The organism is Nocardioides sp. YIM 152588, from assembly GCF_040191335.1.
Lineage (GTDB): Bacteria > Actinomycetota > Actinomycetes > Propionibacteriales > Nocardioidaceae > Nocardioides.
On record NZ_JBEGDJ010000023.1, the window covers coordinates 39,854 to 63,295 of the forward strand.

General features: G+C 74.6%; 19 protein-coding genes and 1 pseudogene. 8 read left to right on the top strand and 12 right to left on the bottom strand.

Annotated elements, in window-relative coordinates; genetic code table 11:
- Positions 1-51 precede the first annotated feature (51 nt).
- The gene (locus tag ABLM29_RS12770; protein ID WP_349714496.1) at positions 52-1,335 is read right to left on the bottom strand and encodes an adenylosuccinate synthase; all 1,284 of its coding nucleotides are present in this window, start codon (positions 1,333-1,335) and stop codon (positions 52-54) included.
- Between the two features lie 247 nt (positions 1,336-1,582).
- On the opposite strand from ABLM29_RS12770, the gene ABLM29_RS12775 reads away from it, so the two are divergent.
- Positions 1,583-1,957 (top strand): nuclear transport factor 2 family protein, encoded by a 375-nt coding sequence (locus ABLM29_RS12775; protein ID WP_349714497.1) that lies wholly within the window; start codon positions 1,583-1,585, stop codon positions 1,955-1,957.
- Between the two features lie 163 nt (positions 1,958-2,120).
- Here the strand turns inward: ABLM29_RS12775 and ABLM29_RS12780 are convergent, their stop codons facing one another.
- Complete coding sequence (locus ABLM29_RS12780) at positions 2,121-3,557, bottom strand: carboxyl transferase domain-containing protein (protein WP_349714498.1); 1,437 nt, start codon at positions 3,555-3,557, stop codon at positions 2,121-2,123.
- Positions 3,558-3,608: 51 nt separating this feature from the next.
- Between ABLM29_RS12780 and ABLM29_RS12785 the strand changes: the two genes are divergently transcribed.
- Both ABLM29_RS12785 and lysS read left to right on the top strand, forming a co-directional pair.
- On the top strand, positions 3,609-4,631 hold the full coding sequence (locus tag ABLM29_RS12785) for a diacylglycerol/lipid kinase family protein (RefSeq protein WP_349714499.1): 1,023 nt from the start codon (positions 3,609-3,611) through the stop codon (positions 4,629-4,631).
- 9 nt (positions 4,632-4,640) lie between these two features.
- Positions 4,641-6,356 (top strand): lysine--tRNA ligase, encoded by a 1,716-nt coding sequence (gene lysS, locus ABLM29_RS12790; protein WP_349714500.1) that lies wholly within the window; start codon positions 4,641-4,643, stop codon positions 6,354-6,356.
- 240 nt (positions 6,357-6,596) lie between these two features.
- Here lysS and ABLM29_RS12795 read toward each other — a convergent pair whose 3' ends face one another.
- A complete protein-coding gene (locus tag ABLM29_RS12795; RefSeq protein WP_349714501.1) occupies positions 6,597-7,022 on the bottom strand; it encodes a DUF3151 domain-containing protein in 426 nt (141 codons plus the stop codon).
- Between the two features lie 37 nt (positions 7,023-7,059).
- On the opposite strand from ABLM29_RS12795, the gene ABLM29_RS12800 reads away from it, so the two are divergent.
- Positions 7,060-8,595: an MFS transporter gene (locus ABLM29_RS12800; RefSeq protein ID WP_349714502.1), complete on the top strand. Its 1,536-nt coding sequence runs from the start codon at positions 7,060-7,062 to the stop codon at positions 8,593-8,595.
- A 133-nt stretch (positions 8,596-8,728) separates the two neighbouring features.
- Here ABLM29_RS12800 and ilvA read toward each other — a convergent pair whose 3' ends face one another.
- The 5 genes from ilvA to ABLM29_RS12825 all read right to left on the bottom strand — a co-directional run bounded on the left by ilvA (position 8,729) and on the right by ABLM29_RS12825 (position 15,547).
- Positions 8,729-10,048, bottom strand: a complete 1,320-nt coding sequence (ilvA, locus tag ABLM29_RS12805) for a threonine ammonia-lyase IlvA (protein WP_349714503.1) — start codon at positions 10,046-10,048, stop codon at positions 8,729-8,731.
- Positions 10,045-11,076: a class II fructose-bisphosphate aldolase gene (fbaA, locus tag ABLM29_RS12810; RefSeq protein WP_349714504.1), complete on the bottom strand. Its 1,032-nt coding sequence runs from the start codon at positions 11,074-11,076 to the stop codon at positions 10,045-10,047. The genes ilvA and fbaA overlap by 4 nt, the downstream gene beginning before the upstream one ends.
- A gap of 123 nt (positions 11,077-11,199) precedes the next feature.
- Entirely contained in the window at positions 11,200-12,480 is a 1,281-nt protein-coding gene (locus ABLM29_RS12815) for a TolB-like translocation protein (protein WP_349714506.1), read from the bottom strand.
- A gap of 65 nt (positions 12,481-12,545) precedes the next feature.
- A complete protein-coding gene (locus ABLM29_RS12820) occupies positions 12,546-13,043 on the bottom strand; it encodes a hypothetical protein (RefSeq protein WP_349714507.1) in 498 nt (165 codons plus the stop codon).
- Positions 13,040-15,547, bottom strand: coding sequence for a helix-turn-helix transcriptional regulator (locus ABLM29_RS12825; RefSeq protein ID WP_349714508.1), 2,508 nt, complete (start codon positions 15,545-15,547; stop codon positions 13,040-13,042). The genes ABLM29_RS12820 and ABLM29_RS12825 overlap by 4 nt, the downstream gene beginning before the upstream one ends.
- A gap of 85 nt (positions 15,548-15,632) precedes the next feature.
- Here ABLM29_RS12825 and ABLM29_RS12830 point away from each other — a divergent pair, with 85 nt between their 5' ends.
- Both ABLM29_RS12830 and ABLM29_RS12835 read left to right on the top strand, forming a co-directional pair.
- Positions 15,633-15,974, top strand: coding sequence for a response regulator transcription factor (locus ABLM29_RS12830; RefSeq protein WP_349714509.1), 342 nt, complete (start codon positions 15,633-15,635; stop codon positions 15,972-15,974).
- 5 nt (positions 15,975-15,979) lie between these two features.
- Positions 15,980-18,067, top strand: coding sequence for a CARDB domain-containing protein (locus ABLM29_RS12835; RefSeq protein WP_349714515.1), 2,088 nt, complete (start codon positions 15,980-15,982; stop codon positions 18,065-18,067).
- Between the two features lie 54 nt (positions 18,068-18,121).
- Here ABLM29_RS12835 and ABLM29_RS12840 read toward each other — a convergent pair whose 3' ends face one another.
- Positions 18,122-18,787 carry a TrmH family RNA methyltransferase gene (locus ABLM29_RS12840; protein WP_349714516.1) on the bottom strand — a complete coding sequence of 222 codons (666 nt, stop codon included), beginning with the start codon at positions 18,785-18,787 and terminating at the stop codon, positions 18,122-18,124.
- A gap of 173 nt (positions 18,788-18,960) precedes the next feature.
- On the opposite strand from ABLM29_RS12840, the gene ABLM29_RS12845 reads away from it, so the two are divergent.
- Positions 18,961-19,761 (top strand): DedA family protein, encoded by an 801-nt coding sequence (locus ABLM29_RS12845; protein ID WP_349714510.1) that lies wholly within the window; start codon positions 18,961-18,963, stop codon positions 19,759-19,761.
- A gap of 93 nt (positions 19,762-19,854) precedes the next feature.
- On the opposite strand, the gene ABLM29_RS12850 is transcribed toward ABLM29_RS12845, so the two are convergent.
- Both ABLM29_RS12850 and pyrE read right to left on the bottom strand, forming a co-directional pair.
- Entirely contained in the window at positions 19,855-20,823 is a 969-nt protein-coding gene (locus ABLM29_RS12850) for a DUF368 domain-containing protein (protein WP_349714511.1), read from the bottom strand.
- A 5-nt stretch (positions 20,824-20,828) separates the two neighbouring features.
- On the bottom strand, positions 20,829-21,377 hold the full coding sequence (pyrE, locus tag ABLM29_RS12855) for an orotate phosphoribosyltransferase (RefSeq protein WP_349714512.1): 549 nt from the start codon (positions 21,375-21,377) through the stop codon (positions 20,829-20,831).
- 39 nt (positions 21,378-21,416) lie between these two features.
- Here pyrE and ABLM29_RS12860 point away from each other — a divergent pair, with 39 nt between their 5' ends.
- Positions 21,417-22,652: a pyridoxal phosphate-dependent aminotransferase gene (locus tag ABLM29_RS12860; protein ID WP_502889230.1), complete on the top strand. Its 1,236-nt coding sequence runs from the start codon at positions 21,417-21,419 to the stop codon at positions 22,650-22,652.
- A 212-nt stretch (positions 22,653-22,864) separates the two neighbouring features.
- Here the strand turns inward: ABLM29_RS12860 and ABLM29_RS12865 are convergent.
- A pseudogene (locus tag ABLM29_RS12865) lies at positions 22,865-23,442 on the bottom strand (hypothetical protein); the annotation flags it as partial.

Consider the following 23,442-nt stretch of genomic DNA (forward strand, 5'->3'; position numbering starts at 1 on the left):
AGCACGCGGATGCGGACAACCGGGGTGCTTTTCGTCAGGGACTAGCCGATCTCAGCGCAGCGGGTGCCGCACGATCGCCTGCTCCCGCTCCGGTCCCACGCCGATCACGGAGATCCGGGCGCCGGACTGCTCCTCGGCGAACTCGACGTACTCCTTCGCGGCCTTCGGCAGCTCGGAGAAGTCGCGGGCACCCGAGATGTCCTCGGTCCAGCCCGGCAGGTACTCGTAGATCGGGGTGGCGTGGTGGAAGTCGGTCTGGTTGACCGGCATCTCGTCGTGGCGCACGCCGTTGACGTCGTACGCGACGCAGACCGGGAGCCGCTCCAGGCCGGTCAGCGTGTCGAGCTTGGTGAGCACGAAGTCGGTGACGCCGTTGACGCGGTTGGCGTAGCGGGTGATCACGGTGTCGAACCAGCCGCAGCGGCGCGGGCGGCCGGTGGTGGTGCCGTACTCCCAGCCCGCCTTGCGCAGGAACTCGCCGTTCTCGTCCTCGAGCTCGGTCGGGAACGGACCCTCGCCGACGCGGGTGGTGTAGGCCTTGGCGATCGCGATCACCTGGTCGATCCGGGTCGGCGGGATGCCGGAGCCCGTGCAGGCGCCGCCCGAGGTGGCGCTGGACGAGGTCACGAACGGGTAGGTGCCGTGGTCGACGTCGAGCAGCGTCGCCTGGCCGGCCTCGAGCAGCACGACCTCGTCGCGGTCGAGGGCCTGGCCGAGCAGCAGCCCGGTGTCGCAGACGTACGGCGCCAGCCGGTCCGCGTGCGCCAGCAGCTCCTCGACGGTCTGCTCGACCTCGGGCGCGCGGCGATTGTAGATCTTGGTGAGGACCTGGCCCTTGAGCTCGAGCGCCCCCTCGACCTTGGCGCGCAGGATCTTCTCGTCGAAGAGGTCCTGCACCCGGATGCCGATCCGGTTCATCTTGTCCGCGTAGGTGGGACCGATGCCGCGGCCGGTGGTGCCGATCTTGCGGCTGCCGAGGAAGCGCTCGGCGACCTTGTCCAGGGTGCGGTTGTAGTCGGCGATGACGTGCGCGTTGGCGCTGAGCTTCAGGCGGCTGGTGTCGATGCCGCGGGACTCGAGTCCCTCGATCTCGTGGAAGAGGACGTCGATGTCGACGACGACGCCGTTGCCGATCACCGGTGTCGTGCCCGGCGTGAGGATGCCGCTCGGCAGCAGGTGGAGCGCGTACTTCTCCTCGCCGATGACGACGGTGTGGCCGGCGTTGTTGCCGCCGTTGAACTTGACGACGTAGTCGACCTCGCTGCCGAGGTGGTCGGTCGCCTTCCCCTTGCCTTCGTCGCCCCACTGGGCACCGACGATCACGATCGCGGGCATCTGCTCGCTCCTTCACTCCGGACGGAGTCCCTCCGTCCCGCCGTCGGCGAGCCGGCTGCTCAACGCACCACTTTGTTGGGTTCGGGTTGTCCTGACAAGCAAACAGCCCCGGCAAGACCGGGGCTCTTGCGGCCATACGTTACCAAAACGCGGTCCGGCGGTTAGATTCAGTTGAGAACGAGAACACGTTCTACTCCCTGCTGATCTCGTCAGCCACCCACCCCCGTCACCGCCGACAGGAGCCACCATGGCCGCCAGCCGCGAAGCCATCCTCGGGACCGTCCAGAGCTACGTCGACCTCGTCGCCAAGGGGACCTCGACCGACGTCGTCGCCCTGTACGCCGACGGCGCCACCGTCGAGGACCCGATCGGTACCCCGGTCCGCAGCACCCGCGAGGAGATCGCGGAGTTCTACGGCGCCCTCGACGGACTGGACCAGGAGGGCCGGCTGATCACGGCACGGGTCGCCGGCAACGAGGCGGCGTTCCACTTCGAGCTCGTCACCGCCGCCGGCGCCGAGACCTACACGCTGTCGGTGATCGACGTGATGACGTTCGACGACGACGCCAGGATCACCTCCATGCGCGCCTACTGGTCCGGCGAGGACATGGTCGTCTCCTAGCGCGAACCGGGGCTTGGGGCAGCCCGAACCGGGGCTCAGGGCAGCCCGAACCGGGGCCCGGGGCGGATCTGCGGCACAAGTGCCGGTTCGGCGCGGCCTAACTGCCGGTTCGGCGTGGCCTAACTGCCTGTTCGCGCTGCCCCAAGTGCCTGTTCGCGCTGCCCTAGGGGCCTTCTCGGCGGAGCTGGTGGGCGATCTCGGCGACCACCGCCCGGGCCAGGGCCTCCGCGGAGTCCCCCGCCACCTCCGGTACGACGACGTGCACGTCGCCCGCGGCGAGCAGGTCGAGCGCGCCGACCCGCTGCCAGCGGGCCATCTCGGCGGCGCGGGAGGTGTCGCCGTACCGGATCACGGACGCCCCCTCCGGCGGCAGCGGGGAGAGCCACCCGTGCTGGGTGGCCAGCACCGTGCGGGCCGGGAGCATCGCCAGGGCGCCGCCGCCGCAGCCCTGGCCGAGGATCACCGAGACCGTCGGGACGGTCATGGTGACGAGGGTGGCGATGCACCGGGCGATCTCCCCCGCGATCGCCCCCTCCTCGGCCCCCGGCGACAGCTCGGCGCCGGGGGTGTCGACGACGGTGACCAGCGGCAGCCCGAGCTCGGCGGCCAGCCGCATCGCGCGCCGCGCCTCGCGCAGCGCGCCCGGCCCCATCGGGGTCGCCGGCGTCTGACGCGACCGGTCCTGCCCGACCAGCAGGCAGGGCTGCCCGTCGAGCCGGGTGAGCGCGATCAGCACCGTGTCGTCGCGCTCCCCCTCGTCGGTGCCGCGGAGCCGGATGGTGTGGCTGGCGGCGTACTTGAGCAGGTCGCGGACGCCGGCGCGGTCCGGCGCGCGGGTGTGCTCGATGTCGGCCCACACGTCGGCCACCGGCGTCCCGGCCGGAACCGGCTCGCGGCGCTCCAGCGAGGCAGGCTCGGGCGGGTCGACCAGGACCGACAGCGTCACGTCGACCAGCGCCGGCAGGTCCTCGACGGAGACGACGGCGTCGATGACGCCCTTCGCGGCGAGGTTCTCGGCCTCCTGCACCCCGTCGGGGAACGACCGACCGTTGAGCGCCTCGAAGACCTTCGGCCCGAGGAACCCGACGAGCGCGCCGGGCTCGGCGACGGTGATGTGGCCCAGCGAGCCCCACGAGGCGTAGACACCGCCGGTGGTGGGGTGGCGCAGGTGCACCAGGTACGGCAGCCGGGCCGCCCGGTGCTCCATCAGCGCCCGGCTGATCTCGATCATCTGCACGAACGCCCGGGTGCCCTCCTGCATCCGGGTGCCTCCCGAGGAGGTGCTGGCCAGCACCGGCAGCCCCTCGGCGGTGGCGCGGCGGACGGCGGCGGCGATGCGCAGCGCGGCGGCGGTCCCGATCGATCCCGCCAGGAACCGGAACTCGTTGACCACGAACGCGACGGGGCGGCCGCGCACCGTGCCGCGGCCGGTCAGCACGGACTCGTCGGTGCCCGACCTCTCCGCGGCGGCGCGCAGCTCGGCCCGGTACTCCTCGGGGTGGCCCGAGATGTCGATGGGCGCGTCCCACGACTCGTAGCTGCCCGGGTCCAGCACCAGGTCGATCAGCTCACGGGCGCTCCAGCGGCGCGAGGTCGGCATGGCCCGGAACTGTAGGCCGCGCCGTGTGGACCCGCTGCCTAGTCTTCCCCTGTGGTCAGCCCCCCGGTCAGCCCCCAGCGCAGCCCCGGTCAGCGGCGCGTCCTGGTCATCGCCAACTCCGGCGCCGGTACGGCGGCGGAGGAGACCCTCGACGCCGCGCTGGCCGTGCTGCGCGAGCACGCCGAGGTCGAGGTCGCCCGCACCGGCTCGCCCGAGGAACTCGACCGGGTGCTCGCCGGACTCGGCGAGCGCCGGGTCGTCGTGGTCGGCGGCGACGGCAGCATCCACGCGGTGGTCGCCGCGCTGCACCGCGCCGGTGACCTGGCCGGCCGCGAGATCGGGCTGGTCCCGCTCGGCACCGGCAACGACTTCGCCCGCACCCTGGACCTGCCCCTGGAGCCCGCGGCCGCCGCGCAGGTCGTCGCCACTGGGCGGGCCCAGCCGGTCGACCTGGTGGTCGACGACGGCGCGGACGGGGACCGGGTCACGGTCAACGGCGTCCACATCGGCGCCGGTGCCGCGGCCGGCGAGCGCGGCGCCGCCTGGAAGCAGCGGCTCGGCAGGGTCGGCGTCGGCAAGGTCAACCTCGGCCGGCTGGGGTACCCGATCGGCGCGCTGCAGACCGCGGTCCGGCCGCCGACGCTCCGCGTGCGGGTCGAGGTCGACGGCCGGGTCGTCGAGGACGGCGAGCACCGCGTGCTCCAGGTCGCCCTCGGCAACGGCTCCTCGGTCGGCGGCGGCACCGAGCTCACCCCCGGCGCCCGGCCGAACGACGGGCAGGTCGACGTGCTGGTGGCGAGGCCGGAGCGGACGCTGGCCCGGCTCGGGTACCTGCTCCGGCTCCCCTTCGCCCGGCACGGCGAGCACCGCGAGGTGACCCTGCTCCGCGGGGCCGAGGTGTCGATCACCGACCTGCGTGCGGCCGCCGGTCGCGGCGAGGGCTTCGACTGCAACAGCGACGGCGAGATCGACGGCCCGGTACGGCGGCGGACGTGGCGGGTGCTGCCGTCGGCGTACGCGATGGTGGTCCCGGGAGCCGACAGGGAATCGGAGGCCGGGCCGCGCGGTGACTAGGCTGCGGCTGTGGCACGTGGAGGACGAGACCAGACCCCGACCGACTGGGTGACCCGCACCGCCGACCTGGCGCTGCATCACGCGGAGACCGTCAACGGCGGCACGCTGCCGGACCTGGTCACCTGCGCGTCCGGGATCAGCCCGTCCGGGCCGATCCACCTGGGCAACCTGCGCGAGTTCCTCACGGTGCACTTCGTGGCCGAGGAGATCCGCCGGCGCGGGATCAACGTGCGCCACCTGCACTCCTGGGACGACTACGACCGGTTCCGCAAGGTCCCGGCCGGCGTCGACCCGGTCTGGAACGAGCACATCGGCCGCCCGCTGACCGCCGTCCCGGACCCGACCGGCGAGTTCGCCAACTGGGCCGAGCGCTACAAGGCACCGCTCCGCGCGGCGCTGGCCGAGATGGGCTGCGACATGGTCGAGGTCGACCAGACCGCGATGTACCAGTCGGGCACCTACCGCGAGCAGGTGCTCACCGCCGTCCGCCGGCGCGACGTGATCGAGTCCGTCCTGGGCCGCTACCGGACCAAGAAGCCGGCCGCGATCGAGGTGCCCGAGGGCGCCGAGGGTGAGGAGCCCACCGCGGAGGAGGAGTCCGACGGGACCGGCGACCTCGCGCGCTTCCCCTACAAGCCCTACTGCCGCGGCTGCGGCCGCGACACGGTCACCCTGACGTCGTACGACGACGAGACGACCGACCTCGCCTACACCTGCGACACGTGCGGCGGCTCGTTCGTCACCAACCTGGCCACGCAGGACGAGGGCAAGCTGGTCTGGAAGGTCGACTGGCCGATGCGCTGGACCTTCGAGGGCGTCCACTTCGAGCCCGGCGGCGTCGACCACGCGAGCCCCGGGTCGTCGTACACGGTCGGCAAGGACCTGGTCGGACCGGTCTTCGGCGGCCACGCGCCGTCGTTCGTCGGGTACTCGTTCGTCGGCGTCGCCGGCATGCCCAAGATGTCCTCGTCCAAGGGCGGCGTGCCGACTGCGGCCGAGGCGCTGCGGATCCTCGAGGCGCCGATCCTGCGCTGGCTCTACGTGCGCCGGCAGCCGAAGCAGGCGTTCAACGTCGACTTCGGCCAGGAGGTGCTGCGCCTGTACGACGAGTGGGACGCCCTGACCCGCAAGGCGGCCAACCCCGCGAAGCGCGACGCCGCGGTGCTGGCCTGGGAGCGCGCCTCCGCGACCGCCTCGGCCGGCACGCTGCCGACGCCCGCCGTCACCGTCCCCTTCCGCCTGCTGTCGTCGGTGGCGGACGTGACCGCCGGCTCGCTCGACCTGATCTCGGCCACCGTCGGCAAGGTCGGCCACGAGCACGCCTCGGTCGAGGAGCTGGAGCCGCGGCTGTCGAAGGCCGCGACCTGGATGACCTCGTACGTCGACCCCGAGGACCGGACGACCGTGCGGGCTGTCGCGGACGCCGAGCGCCTCGGGTCGCTGTCGGAGCAGGAGGCGGAGTGGCTGCGGCTGCTGCTGGACCGCCTGCCCGCGTCGTTCGAGGACGGCGACGAGCTGACCACGCTGATCTACGGCGTGCCGAAGCTCGGCCGCGGCCTGGCCGTCGAGGACGCCCCGACCGACGAGGTGAAGGCCGACCAGAAGGCGTTCTTCACGCTGCTCTACGCGCTGCTCGTCGACGCCGAGCGCGGCCCGCGCCTGCCGACGCTGTTCGCGGCGCTCGGTGCGGAGAAGGTGCGCGAGCTGCTGACGCTGCCCGCCTGAGGGCTGCTCCGCGCCGTGTCCTGACATGTCACACGCGGGTGCGTGCGCTGGCCGGTCGTCTGCGGCGGGTCATGTAACACGCGGGTGCACGCACTGGTCGGCCGTCCACGTTGGTTCGATCCCGTTGCGGCGGGCTCGAAGCAACGTCGACGACCGACCGGTGCGGTGGACAGCGTGTTACATCGCCCGACGGCCGACGAGCGCGGTGGACAGCGTGTTACAAGGCACGGTCCGGCGGCCTCAGCCCAGCAGCGCGTCGTACGCCGCGGGGCTGGAGTCGCGCAGGAAGGTCGAGCAGCGCTCGTGCTCGTCGGCCTCGCCGATCGCCTCGGCGGCGCGGGCGAGGAGGGCCAGGCAGGTCAGGAAGCCGCGGTTGGGCTCGTGCTCCCACGGCACGGGGCCGTGGCCCTTCCAGCCGTTGCGGCGCAGCAGGTCCAGGGAGCGGTGGTAGCCGACGCGGGCGTAGGCGTAGACGGTGACGGCGTCCTCGCCGTCGGAGGCGGCCTCGTTCGCGAGGGCGGCCCAGGCCCAGGGGGAGGCGGGGAGGCGGCGTACGACGTCCATGGCGTCCTCGCCGGAGGCCAGCGCCTCGGCCGCGGGGTCGACGGGCAGCAGGGTCGGGGGCGGGCCGGCCATCAGGTCGGAGCCGATCGGAGGGTTGGTCATGGATCGATTGTCCCCGGTCGGGTGTTGAGTGGCACCCGTGACCCGTACCGAACCCACACCCGCCGGCAGGCGCAGCGCCGGCGCCGCCGCCGCACCACCCTCCACCGGTGACGACGGCTCCGCCGAGGAGACCAGCCCGTGGCCCGCGCTGTGGGCGCTGGTCCTCGGCTTCTTCATGATCATGGTCGACTCGACCATCGTCACCGTGGCGACCCCGGCGATCATCGAGGACCTCCGCGCGGGCGTCAACGAGGTCGTCTGGGTGACCAGCGCCTACCTGCTCGCCTACGCGGTGCCGGTGATGATCACCGGCCGCCTCGGCGACCGGTTCGGCCCGAAGCGGATCTACCTCTCCGGCCTGGCCGTCTTCACCGTCGCCAGCCTCGCCTGCGGCCTGACCACCACCGTCGGCGCCCTGGTCGTGGCCCGCGTCGTGCAGGGCCTCGGCGCCAGCATGATGACGCCGCAGACGATGGCCGTGATCACCCGGATCTTCCCACCCGACCGCCGCGGCCAGGCGATGGCACTGTGGGGCGCCACTGCCGGCGTCGCGCTGCTGGTCGGCCCGCTGCTCGGCGGCATCCTGGTCGACGCGCTGTCGTGGGAGTGGATCTTCTTCGTCAACGTCCCCGTCGGCCTCATCGGCTTCTGGCTGGCGATGCGCAACGTGCCCCGCCTGCCCACCCACCAGCACCGGTTCGACTGGCTGGGCGTGGCGCTCAGCGGCGTCGGCATGTTCCTGCTGGTCTTCGGCATCCAGGAGGGCCACCAGTACGACTGGGGCACCGTCACCGGGTGGGTGAGCGTGCCGCTGATGATCGCCGCGGGCGTGGTCTTCCTCGGCCTCTTCGTCGTCTGGCAGCACTACAACCGCCGCGAGCCGCTGATCCCGCTCTCGCTGTTCACCGACCGGAACTTCTCGCTCGCCAACATCGCGATCATCGCGATCGCGTTCACGTTCACGGCGATGGGCTTCCCCACGATGCTCTACGCGCAGCTGGTCCGCGGCTACTCCCCGACGCAGGCGGCGCTGCTGCTGGTGCCGATGGCGCTGCTCTCGATCGTGCTCGCCCGCCCGGTCGGCAGCCTGATCGACCGGGTGCACCCGCGCTACGTCACCGGAGCCGGCTTCGCCACCGTGGCGGTCTCCCTGGTCTGGCTCTCCCTGGCGTTGACGCCCGAAGCCGCGGTCTGGGAGATCGTCGCGCCGCTGGCGCTGACCGGTGCCGGCAGCGCCGCGATCTGGGCCCCGCTGGCCGCCACCGCCACCCGCAACCTGGCGCCGCAGCAGGCCGGTGCCGGCTCCGGCGTCTACAACGCCACCCGGCAGGTCGGCGCGGTGATCGGCTCCGCGGCGATCGCGGTGCTGATGGACAGCCGGATCGCCGCCAACGGGCTGAGCTTCGACCCCTCGCAGTCGTCCGGGGGCGGCGGGTTGCCGCCGGCGGTCTACGACCCGTTCAGCACCGCGATGGGGCAGTCGCTGCTGATCGCGCCGGCGGTGCTGCTGGTCGGCCTGGCGGCGGTGCTGTGCTTCGCCGCGCCGCGGAACGGCGCGCGGTCGACGGGTTGAGTCACGGTGCAGGAATCACCGGTCGACCGGTGATTCCTGCACATGACAGGCATTGCAACGCCTGTCATGCGCAAGAACCCCCTGTCCGGCGTGACGCCAGTGACACCTGAGGCACACAGGGTCGGACGCGACCTCAGTGCACGAAGCCGAAGAGCGGGCTGTCGGGGTCCACGCGCTGCACCCGCAGCCGCGACTCCGCCATCCGCTCCAGCAGCCCGGCCAGGTCGTCGCGGTGCTGCATCTCGATGCCGACCAGCGCCGGCCCGGTCTCCCGGTTGTTCCGCTTCACGTACTCGAACAGCGTGATGTCGTCGTCCGGCCCGAGCACCTCGTCCAGGAACCGGCGCAGCGCGCCGGGCTCCTGCGGGAACTCGACCAGGAAGTAGTGCTTGAGCCCCTCGAAGACCAGCGCCCGCTCGACGATGTCGGCGTACCGGGAGACGTCGTTGTTGCCGCCCGAGACCACGCAGACCACCGTCGACCCCGGCTCGAACACCGAGCGCGCCTCATCCAGCCGCAGCGCCGCGGCGGCGAGCGCCCCGGCGGGCTCGGCGATGATCCCGTCGACCTGGTAGAGGTCGAGCATCTCGACGCAGATCAGCCCCTCCGGCACCGCGACCGGCGTCACCGCCACCCGCGACCGCGCCGCCTCCACGACCGCGTGGGTGACGTCCCCGACGCGGCGCACCGAGGCGCCGTCCACGAACGGGTCGACGTGCTCCAGGGCGACCGGCCTCCCGGCCTCCAGCGCCGCGGCGAGCGAGGCGGCCCCGGCGGGCTCCGCCGCCACCACCCGTACGTCGGGGGCGCGCTCGGCCAGGTAGGTCAGCGCGCCGGCGATCAGCCCCGCGCCGCCGACGGGCAGCACGAGGCCGTCCAGCGAGGTCCCCTCCGCGGCCAGCGCGGCGACGATCTCGGCGGTGACGGTGCCCTGCCCGGCGACGATGCCCGGGTGGTCGAACGCGGGGATCACGGTGGCGCCCGAGGCGGCGGCGAACTCCGCGGCGGCGACCGCCGAGTCGTCGTACGCGTCGCCGGCGATCACCACGTCCACGACGTCCCCGCCGAGGGCGGCGACCCGGTCGCGCTTCTGCCGGGGCGTGGTCCGGGGCAGGAAGATCGTCGCCCGCACCCCGGCGCGCGCGCAGGCGAACGCGACGCCCTGGGCGTGGTTGCCCGCCGAGGCGCAGGTGACGCCGCGTGCCCGCTCGTCGGCCGACAGGCCGGCGAGCACGCTGAACGCGCCGCGCACCTTGTAGGAGCGCACCGGCGTCAGGTCCTCGCGCTTGAACCGGACGTCGAGCCCGGTCAGCGCGGAGAGCCGGGGCGCCCGCTGCAGCGGGGTCGCCCCGAGCACCCCGTCGAGCGTCGCCGCGGCGCGGTCGACGTCGGCCGCGGTCGGCAGGGCGGCCGGGGCGCTCCCGGCCTCCTCAGTGGGGAGGGACGTGATCACCCGATCGTGGTGCCGGCCGAGCGCAGGTCCTGGCAGGCCTCGACGACGCGGGCGGACATGCCGGCCTCGGCCGCCTTGCCCCAGGCCCGCGGGTCGTAGTTCTTCTTGTTGCCGACCTCGCCGTCCACCTTGAGCACGCCGTCGTAGTTGCTGAACATGTGCGCGGCGACGGGCCGGGTGAAGGCGTACTGGGTGTCGGTGTCGACGTTCATCTTGACCACGCCGAAGTCGACGGCGGCGCCGATCTCCTCGGGGGTCGAGCCGGAGCCGCCGTGGAAGACCAGGTCGAACGGCTTGCTGCCGGCCTCCAGGCCGAGCTCGGCGACGACCGCCTCCTGGGCGGCCTTGAGGATCTCGGGGCGCAGCTTGACGTTGCCCGGCTTGTAGACGCCGTGCACGTTGCCGAAGGTCAGCGCGGTCATGTAGCGCCCCTTCTCGCCCACGCCGAGCGCGCGCACCGTCGCCAGCGCGTCCTCGGGGGTGGTGTAGAGCTTCTCGTCGATCGCGCCGACGATGCCGTCCTCCTCGCCACCGACGACGCCGACCTCGATCTCGAGGATGATGTTCGCCGCGGCGCACTTGGCCAGCAGCTCCTCGGCGATCTGGAGGTTCTCGGCCAGCGGGACCGCGGAGCCGTCCCACATGTGCGACTGGAACAGCGGCGCCTCGCCGCGGGCGACCCGCTCGGCGGAGATGTCGACCAGCGGCCGGACGAAGCCGTCGAGCTTGTCCTTGGGGCAGTGGTCGGTGTGCAGCGCGATGTTGACCGGGTAGGACTTGGCGACCTCGGCCGCGTAGGCGGCGAACGCGACCGAGCCGGTGACCATGTTCTTCACGCTGGGGCCGGAGAGGTACTCGGCACCCCCGGTGGAGATCTGGATGATGCCGTCGGAGCCGGCGTCGGCGAACCCCTTGAGCGCGGCGTTCAGCGTCTGCGAGGACGACACGTTGATCGCGGGGTACGCGAACGCGCCGGCCTTCGCGGCATCCAGCATCTCGGCGTACTTCTCGGGAGTGGCGATGGGCATGGCGTGTCTCCTGCGGCACGGGTCCAAGGGCGCAACCGACACTAGTCCACACCCACGCCCGGCGAGTGACCAGCCGGGAACTTGTCCCGCCCGGCCACCCGCCGCGCCCGGTCCACACCGTCCTCAGCGGACCCGCACGGCCCGCGTCTTCGCGGAGGCGGCCCTCAGGCCGGGCTTGTTGACGGTCACCTTCACCGCGATCCGGCGGCCCTTGTCCGCCCGCACCGGCCGGTACGACGACCCGCCGGCGCCCTTGATCCGCTTGCCGTTGCGCAGCCAGGTGTAGCGCACCTTGGCGGGCGCCGGGCTCCACTTCCCGGTGGTGGCGCGGAGCCGCTTGCCGACGGCGGCGACGCCCTTCAGCGCGGGCTTGGCGAGCAGGGCGAACCGGGTCGGGGCCGGCGGGTCGATCGCGGCACCGGACCAGGACGGGCTGGTGCCCTTGCCGAGGAGCCGGACGCCGACCCCGCTGCAGTCGGCGGGACCGGTGGTGACCACCCAGACGCCCTCGGTGGCACCGATCGCGAACGCGGTGCCGTCGGGCGACCAGCTGGGCGCGTGGAGCCGCTCGTCCGTGGCGGTCGCGCCGGGCGACCCGATGCACAGCGGGTTCGGGTTCGGCAGGCCGCTGGGGGCGGCGCTGCGCGGGTCGCCGCCGACGGCGTACCAGATCATCTGGGTGCCGCTGCCGTAGCCGCGGATCGCGACCAGCCGCTTGCCGTCCCTCGACAGGCTGGCGTCGCCCAGGTCGGTGCCGCCCTCGTAGATCTCGTCGTCGTCGAACCAGTGCTTCGGCGCCGCGCCCAGGTCCTGGAGCATCACCTGCGAGAGGTAGCCGCCGTGCACCATCAGCCGGCTGTTGCTCACCCACGAGGGGTGGTGGAGGTAGGAGGTCGTGGTCGGCGCGGTGTAGCGGTCCGCGGCGCTGACCGCGGTCACCGACCGCACCTGGCAGGAGGCGCCGACCGGGCAGCTGTACCGGCTCCAGCCGTAGGCCACCTTCGAGCCGTCCGGGGAGATCGCGACGTAGTTGAGCACCCCGTCGATCGGGTGGCTGACGGAGTCGGTGAGCGGCTTCGGGTCGAACCGGGAGAGGATCTCGCCGTTCTGCCGCATCCGCACCACCTGGGTGCCGCGGCCGGCGGCGATGATGCCGGCGTCCGTCATCGTGGGCGAGACGTAGGGGGTGGCGGCGGTGCCGTCGCGGGTGACCCGGTACAGCCCGCTGCCGTCGCCGCGCACCAGCCAGACGTCGTGGTCGCGGATGAAGACGATCGAGCCGCCACCGGTGCCCGCGGCCGCCGCGGTGGCGGCGGGCGCCGTCGCCGGCGCCGTGACGGGCAGGACGACCAGCCAGGCCGCCATCAGCGCGCTGGCGAGCAGCGCAGGGATCTGCTTGTGCATCGGGGTCCCCTCGGTCCGGGTGATCGGTGGACCTGCAGCCTCCGCCGGGCCGCGCCCCCGCCACATCAGCCCGCGGGCCGATCCCCCTCCGCCCCCGGGATGGTTCCGGCCGGCAGCCGCCCCAGTCGCCGCCGGTACGCCGCCAGCGCGGCGCCCGTGCTCGCCGACCCCAACGCGGCGCGGGCCGCGGCCAGACGGCGGTCCGCGGAGCGCCGGGACAGGTGGAGCGCCCGGGCGGCCGCGCCGAGCGACGCGCCGCCGGCCATCAGCGCCAGCAGGGCGTGCTGCTCGGCGGTGAGCGGGCCCGCCGGCTCGCCCACCCGGTGGTCCAGGTGCCCCAGGCGGCGCAGGTCGTCGCAGAGCCGGTCCACCACGTCACGCCCCGCGGCAGCCCGGACCAGCACCGGTCGGCCCTCCAGCGCGGCCAGGACCGCGGTGGCCGCGCTGGCGGCGTCGGTCACCGCCACCTCGACCACGCCCCGCCAGCCGAGGCTCGCGAGTTCCCCACGCGCGTCGTCGACCGCCGCCTCGGGCCCCTCGACCACGACCAGCGGGACGCTCACGGGGCGTCCCGGCCGGCGAGCGCCGCCAGGTGGGCGCGGCTCTCGGCACCGAGCTTGGCGCGGGCGCTGGCGAGCTGGGTCTGCACCGTGCGTCGGGCCACGCCCAGCCGGTCGGCGATGTCGGCGTCGGTCAGCCCCTGCACGACGAGGTCGACGACCTGCCGCTCGCGCGGGGTCAGCGGGTCGTCGCCGGTCCGCCGGGGTCCGGCGGGGCGCTCGCCGAGGGCCCGCAGCGACCGCCGGCAGCGGGTGGCGATCGGCGCGTAGCCGTGCTCCTCGGCGGCCGCCGCGGCGGCGCCGAGCACGGACGTCGCCGACGGGTCGCCGGCGAGCCGCAGCGCCTCCCCCTCCGCCCAGCGGCACCACACCACCTCCCAGCGCCGCGGCCCGTGCCGTCCCTGGGCGTCCGCGAACAGCTGCGCCGCCTCCGCCGGTCGGCCCGCAGCGAGGGCGGCGAGGCCGTCCAGCTCCGGCGCGTGGCCGGCGACCAGGCCGTCCGGCGGCAGCGGCGCCCGCTCCGGCAGCGGCCATCCGGCCTCGTAGCAGGCCCAGCTCATCGCCCGGGTGATCTCGGTGATCATCACGTCCTCCTGCCCGAGGCTGTCGCCGAAGCCCACCCAGGCCTCCCGCGCCGCCTCGGCGTGACCGGCGAAGGCGTTGGCGAGCAGCCGCACCGCGAGGCGGTCGGCGGCGTGGCTGGCCCGCTCGCCGAGAGCGTCGGCCGCCGCCAGCGCCTCCTCGACCCGGCCGAGCTGCGCCAGCGAGCCGCCGCGCACGCTGTGCACGTCGCACCGGTCGCCGGGGCTGAGCGGCTCGGCGAGGAGCCGTGCGGACTCGGCCAGCACCCAGTCGTGGTCCCCGCGACAGCCGGCCACGACCAGACGGGAGATGTCGGCGCTGCGCGCCCGCTTGAGCAGCCGCAGCTCCAGGCACCGGGCGCGCTGGGTGGCGGCGATCTCCCAGGCGCGGTCGAGGAGGCCGGCCACGGTGAGGGCGAAGACCAGGTTGTGCCGGGCGTTGAGCTCCCGGTAGGGATCCCCGTCGGCGCGGGCGGCTGCGATCGCGGCCTCGAACTCGGGCTCCCAGCCCGCCTCGCCGAGGGCGGCCAGCGCCCCGGCGCGGGTGGCCCGTGGGCCGGCCGGGCTCAGGCCGTGCTCCTCCGCGAGCGCGACCGCCTCGCCGGCCAGCCGCAGCGCCGCGGCGGCGTCGTTGCGCACCACCAGCGCCGCCGTCGCCTCCCGAGCCCGGACCAGCGCCTCGCCCTCCGAGCCGGTCGCCGCGACCTCACGGCCACGCTCGACCTCGGCGAGGTAGCGATCCCACTCCCCCGCCTGGAAGGCCTGCGTGGCCCGAGCCATCGCCACCGCCACCCCGTGCGGCCCCGCGAAGCAGTCGTCGTCGAGGCCGTCCAGCAGCCGCGCCGCCTCGTCGGGCTCCCCGGCGGTGCAGGCCGCCTCGGCGGCCCGGGCCCGCAACAGCACCGCCCCGTCGCCGTCGCTGGCCTCCGCGGCGGTGGCCAGGTGCCGCCACCGCTCGCCCGGGGTCGGCGCGGCCGCGACCGCGTCGAGCGCGGCGTCCTTCGCGGCCTCGCGGTCGCCGAGCGCGAGCAGGTGCCGCGCGGCCTCTCCCGGGTGGTCCGCGAGGCCGGCGAGCGTGCCGTGGCAGCGGCGGCGCCGCTCTGCGGAGAGCAGGTCGACGACGACCTCGGCGATCAAGGCGTGCCGGACCGCGGCCAGGCCGCCGGGATCGACGGCGACGATCCCCGACTCCCGCAGGGCCCCGATCTCCGGCAGCACCTCGGCCGGCAGCGGGCGCCCGGCCAGGGCCAACGTCGCGAGATCCTCCAGCGCCGGCTCGGGCAGCGCGCGGCAGCGGGCGAGCACCGCCAGCGTCAGGCTCTCCGAGGCGCCGTCGCGCGCCAGCTCCTCCAGCAGGAGCGGGTTGCCGCCGCTCCGGTGCAGCAGCGCGTCGGCCTCCGCCGGCACGAGGTCGGGCCGGAGCCGGTCCAGCAGCAGCCGTGCGTCGGCCCCGCCGAGCGGTTCGAGATCCAGGCGGGACGCCCCGGCCTTCTCCAGGCGGGTGGCGACGCCCGCGGCCGCGGCGTCCCCGCGTCGTACCGTCATCACCAGGGGCACCGCCCCGACCAGGCCCTCCAGGCACGCCAGCGTGGCCGGGTCGGCCCAGTGCAGGTCCTCGACCAGCACCGGCGCGCCGGCCGCGACGGCGGCGCGGAGGTCGGCGAGCACGTGGTCGGCGTCGCCGGCCCAGACCCGCTCGTCGAGGTCGGGGAAGGCGCGGCGCAGCGGCAGGTACGGCATCCAGGTGAGGGTGGCCAGCGCGCCGCCGACCCGCGGCGGGAGGCCCGCCCGTCCGTCGAGCGCGGCGGTGACGAGCGCGGTCTTCCCGACGCCGGCCTCGCCGACCAGCAGTACGGCGCGGGGCGGCTGCCGCAGCGTCGCGCGGACCTCGGCGAGGTCTTCGTCGCGCCCCACCAGTGCCGACATGACCGCAGCATAGGGCCGCTCCGCCGCGGGGGTTGGCGCAAAAGCACGATGCGCCGCGCGCCCGCCGGCGGCCAGCCTCGAAGCCATGACCACCATCCCGTTCCCGGCCCCTCGGCCCCCCGTCGTCGAGGGCGCCGCGTCGCGTCTGGAGCTGCTCTCGCCGCGCGAGCGCGAGGTACTCGCCCTCGTCGCCGAGGGCAGCAGCAACGCCGAGGTCGCCGCCGCGCTCGTGATCTCGGTGCCGACGGTGAAGAGCCACCTGGCCCAGCTGCTCCGCAAGCTCCGGGCGCGGGACCGGGTCGCCCTGGTCGTCCTCGCCTGGCGCGAGGGCGTGGTGGCGGCTCCCCCGACCGGCGCGCCGCCCCGGCTCCCGGGGGCGGGGCGGCGCGCCCACCGCCCCTGCACCGGCGTCCGGGGCCGGCGGTGAGCGCGATGCGCGCCCGGGCACTCCTCGCCGCGCTGGTGCTGGCCGGCACCACCACCGTCGTCTCCACGGGTGTCACCACCACTCTCACCGCCGCCCCGGCACACGCCGCGGCGCGGCCCGACCTGACGGTCGCGGCGGTCACCGCGCCCGCCAGGGTCGCCGAGGGGAAGCGGCTGAAGGTCGGCGCCACCGTGCGGGCCGCGAGCGGGGCCCGCGCGGGGGCGACCCGCACCCGGTTCCTGCTCTCGCGGGACCGCAAGGCGGGTGGTGCCGACCGGGTCCTGGCGACGGTCAAGACGTCCGCGGTGCCGGGCGGCGGCCGCCGTACCGTGACCGCCCGCGGACCCGCCCGCGTGGCGACGGGCCGCTGGTACGTCCTCGCCTGCGCCGACGCGACCCGCAGGGTCCGCGAGCGGCGCGAGGGCAACAACTGCCGGGCATCGTCGGCGCCGGTCCGGGTGGCGGCCGCTCCCACCCCGCCGCCGGGCGACGGGTTCGCGCACGTCCCGGACCCGATCGACGTCGCGCACGAGGTCGACGCCGCGGCGGCGCGCTCCTTCACCCCCGGCACGTACGGCGGGGAGGTGACGGCGACCGGCGCCGACGGCACCCGCTACCGGCTGGTCGTCCCGCGGGACGCGCTGCTCTCCCCGGTGACGATCACGCTCTCCCCGGTCGCCTCGCTGGAGGGCGCGCCCGTCACCGGGCCCGTCCGCGCCGTCGAGATCACGCCGCACGGCCTGATGCTCCTCGAGCCGGCCACGCTGACGATCACCCCGCCCGCCGGCACCGACCTCAGCGCCAGCAGCGGGTTCCTGTTCGACGAGGGCGGCCTGGACTTCCACGCCTTCCCGGCGGAGATCGGCGCCGGCTCCGCGACGGTGCACCTGACCCACTTCTCCACCCCCGGGATCGCGGCGCCGAGCGGCGACCGGGCCTCGCCCGGCGCGGGCCGGTGGCCGCGGCGCGCGGAGGCCCAGTTCGAGGCCACGCTCGCCGACCTGCTGGCCGGCGACCGGGGCGATGTGCCCGACCTCGGCGACCGGTTGAAGCAGCTGGTCGAGGCCTACGAGCGGGACGTCGTCCAGCCGGCGCTGCGCGCCGGTACGGCGTGCGGGGCGTGGCGCGCGGCGCGGACCGCGGTGGCGACGGCCCTCGGGCTCAGCAGGCGGAGCCAGCTGCTCGGCCTCCCCAGCGAGGTCGGGTCCTCCGACCTGACCGTTCGGCTGATCCGCGAGGTCTCCACCGCCCAGGCCGACTGCGCGTACCGGTCCTGCGTCGCCGACCACAAGGTCGGCGCGGTCCAGACGATGATGGCCGTGATGCGCCACAAGGCACTCACCGGCGACCAGGCCGAGCTCGACCGTCTCGCGCCGATGCTGCGGGAGTGCCTCACGTTCCAGGTCGAGGTCCGCGGCACCGCCGCCGCCGAGACCCACTGGGCCGACGGAGCCGCGGCGGGGCTGGGCGGTCAGTTCTACTACGCCTACGACAAGTCGGCACGCCTCGTCGGCGGTGGCACCATCACGCTCCGCCTGAACCCGGCATTCGGTCTCAGCGGCCGGACCGAGACCCGCCTGACCGAGTTCCGCCACGTCGAGGACGGGCGCGACGCCGACGGCGACGACATCGCGCCCTTCACCGTCCGCGGCACCGCGTGGGACCCCGGCCTCGCCAGCGCGCGACTGGACCTCGACCTCAACGCCTACCTGCCGTCGTGGGCCGACGGGTGGACCTACTTCCCGCCGCCGATCGCGGGCCAGGTGCTGCTGGACCTGCGCAGCAGCGCGCTCGACTACGGGACCGCGGTCAACGGCCCCCTCACGGAGACCTACACCCGGACCAGCGGAGGCAGCACCACGACCGCGCAGACGTCGAGCTGGGTGGGCGCGCTGGAGGCCCTCGTCAACGCCCAGCTGCCCCAGTCGGGGCTGCGCCCCGCGGTGGTCTTCGGCCCCCGGGACCAGGCGGGCGCCACCTTCGTCGACCGCACCTGGTCGCGCACCCGGCGGCTGTGCCACGCCGAGGCCGAGGCGCAGTGCGACGAGACCACGACGCTGCGGGTCATCCTCACCCACACGCCGGGCGCGTGACACCGGGCGCGTGACACCGGGCAGCACGAGGCTGCGGCGGGACGCCTGCGCGGGTCAGCCCCGCCAGGCGTCCTCGCCGCTCAGGTCGGCGTGCTGGACGACCCAGGTGTGCATCGCGATCGCCGCGGCGGCCGAGGCGTTGATCGAGCGGGTGGAGCCGAACTGGGCGATCGAGAAGGTGCCGTCGCACCGCTCGCGCGCGGCCTCCGACAGCCCGGGCCCCTCCTGGCCGAAGAGGAAGCAGACCCGGGTCGGCAGGCTCATCGTCTCCAGGTGCAGCGATCCGGGGAGGTTGTCGATGCCCAGCAGCGGCACCGGCCCCGCGTCGCGCCCGTCGTACGACGCCAGGTAGTCGTGCAGGTCGTCGACGGTCGCGTGGTGGCGCACGTGCTGGTACCGGTCGGTCACCATCGCGCCGCGACGGTTCCAGCGCCGGTTGCCGACGATGTGCACCTCGGCGGCGAGGAAGGCGTTCGCGGAGCGGACGATGGTGCCGATGTTGAAGTCGTGCTGCCAGTTCTCGATGGCCACGTGGAAGCCGTGGCGGCGGGTGTCGAGGTCGGCGACGATCGCCTCCATCGACCAGTACCGGTAGCGGTCCACGACGTTGCGGCGATCCCCGCCGGCCAGCAGCTCGGGGTCGTAGACCTCGCTGCCCGGGCCGGTCGGCCTCTCGCCCTCCCAGGGACCGACCCCGACCTCGGCCGGCCCGTGCGGCATCGGGTCGTACGGCGCCCGCTGCTCCTCCGACACGGCCCCGACCCTAGCCGCCGCGGCGCGGGCTCCTCGCCCCCTCCCCGGGCACGCATCCCCACCCCCGGATACGTGTGACCGGGGCCACACGACCGGAGGCGCCCGCGTGTGATAGAAGCCGGACCGGTAGCGTGGAGCGCGTGCAGGTCCTGACCGCCCTCCCCGCGCTTGCGGCGGGCGAGCACCTGCCCGCGCTCACCTGGTTCCTCGGGATCGACTGGCTCGACCCGGAGTGGCTGCTGCAGCACTTCGGCACCGAGTTCCTCTGGATCAGCCTGCTGATCCTCTTCGTCGAGTGCGGGCTCTTCTTCCCCTTCCTGCCGGGCGACGCCCTGCTCTTCGCGTTCGGGATCTTCGTCGCCACGGAACGACTCGACCTGTTCCCGGGTCCGCCGATCGTGGAGCTCGCGATCGGCTCGCTGCTGATGATGCTCGCCGCGTTCGCCGGCAACGTCGCCGGCTACGAGATCGGCCGCGGCATCGGACCACGGATCTACCGCCGCAACGGGCGCCTGTTCAAGCGCAGGTACATCGACGAGACCCAGGTCTTCTTCGACAAGCACGGCAACAAGGCGCTGGTGCTCGGCCGCTTCGTGGCGTTCGTCCGCACCTACATCACCGTCGTCGCCGGCGTGACCGGGATGGACCGGCGCCGCTTCTACACCTGGAGCGCGGTCGGCGCCGCCCTGTGGGTCGGCTCGATCGCCGCGACCGGCTACTTCCTCGGCAAGCGGGTGCCGTGGCTGGGCGACAACATCGACTACGTGATCATCGCGATCTTCGCGTTCGGCGGGCTGCTGATGCTCGCCGAGGCGATCCGCCGGCGGCGGGTCAACGCGCCCGCGGCCGGGGACCTCGACCACGACGGGCGGCCCGATCGCGACATCGCCGGGTTCGCGGTGCCGCCGCACCACACCGAGGGCGGCTCGGACCAGGCCTGAGGGGCCGGCCGAGCCCGGGGCCGGGTCGTGTGCCCCACACCCCGCCATGCCGGGCTCTCGGGCACACGACCCCCATCCCGGCGGCAGGGAGCGTCAGCCAGCCTCGGACTTCCGGGCGGCGACGCGGCTCTCGAACGCGATCAGCGCGACCACGATCAGCACGCCCAGCACGGCCAGCAGCACCGGCCCCAGGACGGGGTCGTACGGCGCCAGCAGCTCGCCCGGGCCGTGCGCCTCCTGCGTCACCTCGCTGCCGGTGGACTGCCACGGCCACAGCGCGCGCAGGGAGCCCAGCATCAGGCCCGCCATCGCCAGCAGCGTGGTCCGCCGCCGCTTCTCGAGCAGGTGGTTGAGAACCTGCACGAAGGAGCCCAGGCCGACGAGCGCGCCCGCGGCGAAGACCGCGAGGTAGGCCAGGTCGCGGGAGTCGACCGCCTCCAGCGTCGTGGAGTAGAGGCCGACGGCGAGCAGGAAGAACGAACCGGAGACGCCCGGCACCACGAGCGCGCAGATGGCGACGGCGGCGGCCAGGAAGATCACCCAGTACGCCGGGTCGGCCACCGTGCCGCCCGAGGCCAGGCCGACCAGCACGAAGGCGACCACGGCCGCCACCACGAACCAGGCGACGTCGCCGAGCGCGCGCCGGCCCTCCGTGGCCGGGGGCAGCATCCGGAGCGGCACCGCGATGCTGGCGGCGACCAGTCCGAGGAAGAGCCCGCGGGCCTGCTCGGGGTGGTCGGCGACGAAGCCCTCCATCGCGCCGGCCACGAACAGCACGGCGATCGCCATGCCGAGCAGCACCGGGCCGACCAGCCACCAGTCGGTGCGCCTCGACTCCTCGTGGAAGCCGGCCATCCGGTCCGGGCCGAGCAGGAGGCGCTTGACCGCCTTGAGGGCGTGCGAGGCCGAGGCGATCAGGTCCTCGTAGACGCCGGTGACCAGGGCGACGGTGCCCCCGGAGACACCGGGCACCAGCTCGGCCAGGCCGATCAGGAAGCCGCGGAGCACGTCCAGCGGCAGCAGGAGCCGGGAGCGGCGCGGCGGCGCGGCGACCTCGCTCACGCCCCTCAGCCCGCCTGGGCCTCGGCGCGGGCGAGGTCCAGCTCGGCCTTGGTCAGCACCGGGCGGATCTCCAGGTCGACGTCGGCGAGCGGGTTCACGTCCTCGGGGCTGCGGTCGATCGCGCAGACCACGGTCTCCACGATCCCGCCGGCGGCGCGCAGCTCGCGCGTGGCGTCGCGGACCGCGCCGCCGGTGGTGATCACGTCCTCGATGAGGGTGATCCGCTTGCCGGCGAAGTCGCGGCCCTCGGCGAGCTTGGCGGTGCCGTACTCCTTGGCCTTCTTCCGCACGAAGAGGCAGGGCAGGCCGACGAGCTGGCTGACCGCGGTGGCGATCGGGATGCCGCCCATCTCCAGGCCGCCGAGCAGCTCGGTGTCGTGCGGCAGCAGCTGGGCGACCTCGCGGGCGACCCGCGCCAGCAGCAGCGGGTCGGCCTCGAAGAGGTACTTGTCGAAGTACTCGGAGCTGACCTGCCCCGAGCGCAGCGTGAACTCGCCGGTCAGGCGGCAGGTGGCGTCGATGTCGGCGGCGAGGTCGGTGTCGGTGGTGCTCACCGGGACAGGCTAGCCGGGCGAGCGCGTAGGGTCGGCGTCGTGCCCCGATCCGCCGCAGCCCCCGTCCAGACCGGCGCTCCGACAGGCACGCCGACCGGCACCGGCGGGTCCCGGCGGGCCCGGCGCGTGCGGGGCATGGGCACCACGGTCTTCGCCGAGATGTCGGCGCTGGCGGTGGCCACCGGATCGATCAACCTGGGCCAGGGCTTCCCCGACACCGAGGGCCCGCCCGAGGTGATCGCGGCCGCGGTGCGGGCGCTGCGGACGGGGGCCAACCAGTACGCCCCCGGCATCGGGATCCCGGCGCTGCGGCAGGCGATCGCCCGCCACCAGCGGCGCCACTACGGCCTCGACCTCGACCCGGACTCGCAGGTCACCGTCACCACCGGCTGCACCGAGGCGATCGCGGCGGCGATCCTCGGCCTGGTCGACCCCGGCGACGAGGTGGTGGTCCTCGAGCCGTACTACGACTCCTACACGGCGATGATCGACTTCGCCGGCGGCGTACGGCGCCCGGTGACGCTGCGCGCGCCGGACTTCCGGCTCGATCCCGACGAGCTGGCCGCCGCGGTCACCCCGCGCACCCGGCTGATCCTGCTCAACACCCCGCACAACCCGACCGGTCGGGTGCTGGACGCCGAGGAGATGGCGGCGGTGGCGCGGGTCGCGGTCGACCACGACCTGGTCGTGGTCACCGACGAGGTCTACGAGCACCTCACCTTCGACCGCCCGCACATCGGCCTGGCCACGCTCCCCGGGATGGCGGAGCGGACCCTCACGCTCTCCAGCGCCGGCAAGTCCTACGCGGTGACCGGCTGGAAGGTCGGCTGGGCGACCGGCCCGGAGGACCTGGTCGGCGCCGTCACGGCGGCCAAGCAGTGGCTCTCCTACACCTCCGGCGCCCCGCTGCAGCCCGCCGTCGCGGTCGCGCTCGACGAGCACCCGGACTTCCCGGCGCAGGAGGCCGCGCGGCTGGCCGCACAGCGCGACGTGCTCTCCGACGGGCTGGCCGGCGCCGGGCTGGCGCCGTACCGGAGCGAGGGCACCTACTTCGTCACCACCGACGTCGCGCCGCTCGGCTGGGCCTCGGGTGGCGACTTCTGCCGGGCGCTGCCGGAGCGGGCCGGCGTGGTCGCGGTGCCCTCGGAGGTCTTCTACGACGACCCGGACGCGCCCGGCTCGGGGCGGCACCTGGTGCGCTGGGCGTTCTGCAAGCGGCCCGAGGTGCTCGCCGGGGCCGCGTCCCGGCTGGCAGCGGCGGACCTCACCGCCTGACCGCCGAACAGGGGCTCAGGGCAGGCCGAACCGGGGCTCGAGGCACGTCGAGCAGGGGCTCAGGGCAGGCCGAGCAGGGGCTCAGGGCAGGGCGAACCGGGGCTCGCGCCGCGCCGCGTTCCGCGTGGGCGCGGTCGTGTGCCCCAGCACCCGCCCTGGAGGGGCGTCAGGCACACGACCCGACTCACGGATGGGTGGGGCGGCGCCGTGGGTCAGCGGCGCCAGGCGGCGACGTCGGGCCGCAGCAGCAGCCAGGTGGTGACGGCGCAGACGGCGACGAGCACGACCAGCGCGGGGTTGGCGATCGCCAGCGCGAGGCAGAAGAGACCGGTCAGCGTGCTGCTCACGGCCAGCGCGATGCGCGCCCAGCGCCGGCCCAGGATGGCGGCGAGCGCGAGCCCGGCCGCGGCCAGGCACCACGGCACGGCGATCGCGGTGAGCGCGTAGACGGCGACGGTCACCTGGCTCTCGGTGACGCCGAAGTCGGCGAGCGACTGGCCCTGCTGACGCTCGAACTCGACCCACAGCTCGTCGCCGGTGAGGGCGATCGCCAGCGAGACCATCAGCAGCCCGCCCGCGACCAGGGCCGTGGTCACCCAGGTGAGGACGCACGCCGCGACGAGGGCCCCGGGCCGGCGGTCGGCGCGCGCCGCCGGGGCGTGGTGCGCCGGGTAGCCCTGGTGGGGGGCCGGATAGCCCTGGTACGGCGGCGGGCCGGGCGGCGGCACCGGCGCCCGCAGCGGCTCCTGGGTGGGCGCCGGCGGCGGGTACTGCGGGGCCTGCGGGCCCT